The sequence below is a fragment of the Arthrobacter sp. NPDC058097 genome (genome assembly GCF_042884885.1).
GTDB lineage: Bacteria > Actinomycetota > Actinomycetes > Actinomycetales > Micrococcaceae > Arthrobacter.
In genome coordinates, this window is the sequence record NZ_JBHVSZ010000030.1 from 1 (window position 1) to 2,500 (window position 2,500).

Here is a 2,500-nt window from a genome sequence, read left to right on the forward strand (position 1 = left end):
GAAACTAACAACAGACCTTTCGGGTATGAACCGAACGCTCTAACCAGCTGAGCTACGCCGCCAAAATAAAAAAGGCGGAGAGTGAGGGATTCGAACCCTCGCTACGCTTGCGCATACTAACGGTTTAGCAAACCGTCCCCTTCGGCCTCTTGGGTAACTCTCCGTATATATGGCTCCTCGGGACGGACTCGAACCGCCGACCGATCGGTTAACAGCCGATTGCTCTACCAACTGAGCTACCGAGGAACATTGAAGGATTTATTCCTTCAAAACTGAATACGCATGATTGCTAAGAATTTGTGGATAAGTCCTCGACCGATTAGTATTCGTCAGCTCCACGCGTTACCGCGCTTCCACACCGAACCTATCAACCTCATCGTCTATGAGGGGTCTTACCAGCTTGCGCTGTGGGAAGTCTCATCTTGGAGGGGGCTTCACGCTTAGATGCTTTCAGCGCTTATCCCGTCCGCACATAGCTACCCAGCTGTGCCACTGGCGTGACAACTGGTACACCAGCGGTGCGTCCATCCCGGTCCTCTCGTACTAAGGACAGCTCCTCTCAAATTTCCTACGCCCGCGACGGATAGGGACCGAACTGTCTCACGACGTTCTGAACCCAGCTCGCGTACCGCTTTAATGGGCGAACAGCCCAACCCTTGGGACCTACTTCAGCCCCAGGATGCGATGAGCCGACATCGAGGTGCCAAACCTCCCCGTCGATGTGGACTCTTGGGGGAGATAAGCCTGTTATCCCCGGGGTAGCTTTTATCCGTTGAGCGATGGCCCTTCCATGCGGAACCACCGGATCACTAAGCCCGACTTTCGTCCCTGCTCGACTTGTAGGTCTCGCAGTCAAGCTCCCTTGTGCCTTTACACTCTACGAATGATTTCCAACCATTCTGAGGGAACCTTTGGGCGCCTCCGTTACCTTTTAGGAGGCGACCGCCCCAGTCAAACTGCCCACCTGGCATGGTCCTCTCGCCCGATAAGGGCGACGAGTTAGAAACTCCGTACATCAAGGGTGGTATCCCACCGACAGCTCCACAGAGGCTGGCGCCCCTGCTTCTCAGCTTCCCACCTATCCTGTACATGATGCACAAAGTTCCAATACCAGGCTACAGTAAAGCTCCACGGGGTCTTTCCGTCCTGTCGCGGGTAACCTGCATCTTCACAGGTACTATAATTTCACCGAGTCTCTTGCCGAGACAGCGCCCAAGTCGTTACGCCTTTCGTGCGGGTCGGAACTTACCCGACAAGGAATTTCGCTACCTTAGGACCGTTATAGTTACGGCCGCCGTTTACTGGGGCTTCGGTTCAAAGCTTCGCTTGCGCTAACTCATCCCCTTAACCTTCCAGCACCGGGCAGGCGTCAGCCCCTATACTTCGCCTTGCGGCTTCGCAGAGACCTGTGTTTTTGCTAAACAGTCGCTTGGGCCTTTTCACTGCGGCCCCCTCGGGCTATTAACCCTACCGAGGCGCCCCTTCTCCCGAAGTTACGGGGTCATTTTGCCGAGTTCCTTAGCAAGAGTTATCCCGCGCACCTTAGGATTCTCTCCTCGCCTACCTGTGTCGGTTTGCGGTACGGGCACCTTGTTCCTCGCTAGACGCTTTTCTTGGCAGTGTGAAATCAGGGACTTCGGTACTTAAATTTCCCTCGCCATCACAGCTCATGCTTACCGGTGTGCGGATTTGCCTACACACCACACTCACTGCTTGGACGGCCATCCAGTAGGCCGCTCACCCTATCCTCCTGCGTCACGCCATTGCTCAAGCGGAACAGAGGTGGTACAGGAATATCAACCTGTTGTCCATCGCCTACGCCTTTCGGCCTCAGCTTAGGTCCCGACTAACCCTGGGAGGACGAGCCTTCCCCAGGAAACCTTAGGCATTCGGTGGACAAGATTCTCACTTGTCTTTTCGCTACTTACACCGGCATTCTCACTTCCAAGCGCTCCACCGCTCTTTCCAGTACGGCTTCACTGCTGCTTGGAACGCTCCCCTACCCAGTCCGTAAGGACTGCCATAGCTTCGGTGATACGTTTAGCCCCGTTACATTTTCGGCGCAGAGTCACTCGACCAGTGAGCTATTACGCACTCTTTAAATGGTGGCTGCTTCTAAGCCAACATCCTGGTTGTCTAAGCAACTCCACATCCTTTTCCACTTAACGTATACTTGGGGACCTTAGCTGATGGTCTGGGCTGTTTCCCTTTTGACGATGGATCTTAGCACTCACCGTCTGACTCCCGGACATAAGTCATTGGCATTCGGAGTTTGACTGAATTCGGTAACCCGATGAGGGCCCCTAGTCCAATCAGTGCTCTACCTCCAAGACTCTAAATTCCGAGGCTAGCCCTAAAGCTATTTCGGGGAGAACCAGCTATCTCCAAGTTCGATTGGAATTTCACCGCTACCCACACCTCATCCCCGCACTTTTCAACGTGCGTGGGTTCGGGCCTCCAGTAGGTGTTACCTGAACTTCACCCTGGACATGGGTAGATC

2 tRNA genes and 1 rRNA gene (1 of these 3 cut by a window edge) are annotated in these 2,500 nt (G+C 54.2%); all 3 read right to left on the reverse strand.

From position 1 onward, the window contains the following. Window positions 1-75: 75 nt before the first annotated feature. Window positions 76-163 (reverse strand) — tRNA-Ser (locus tag ACFVTE_RS24465). A 7-nt stretch (window positions 164-170) separates the two neighbouring features. Further along, a tRNA-Asn gene (locus ACFVTE_RS24470) sits at window positions 171-246 on the reverse strand. Window positions 247-299: 53 nt separating this feature from the next. Further along, window positions 300-2,500: ribosomal RNA gene (locus tag ACFVTE_RS24475) — 23S ribosomal RNA — on the reverse strand; it runs 728 nt beyond the window's last position.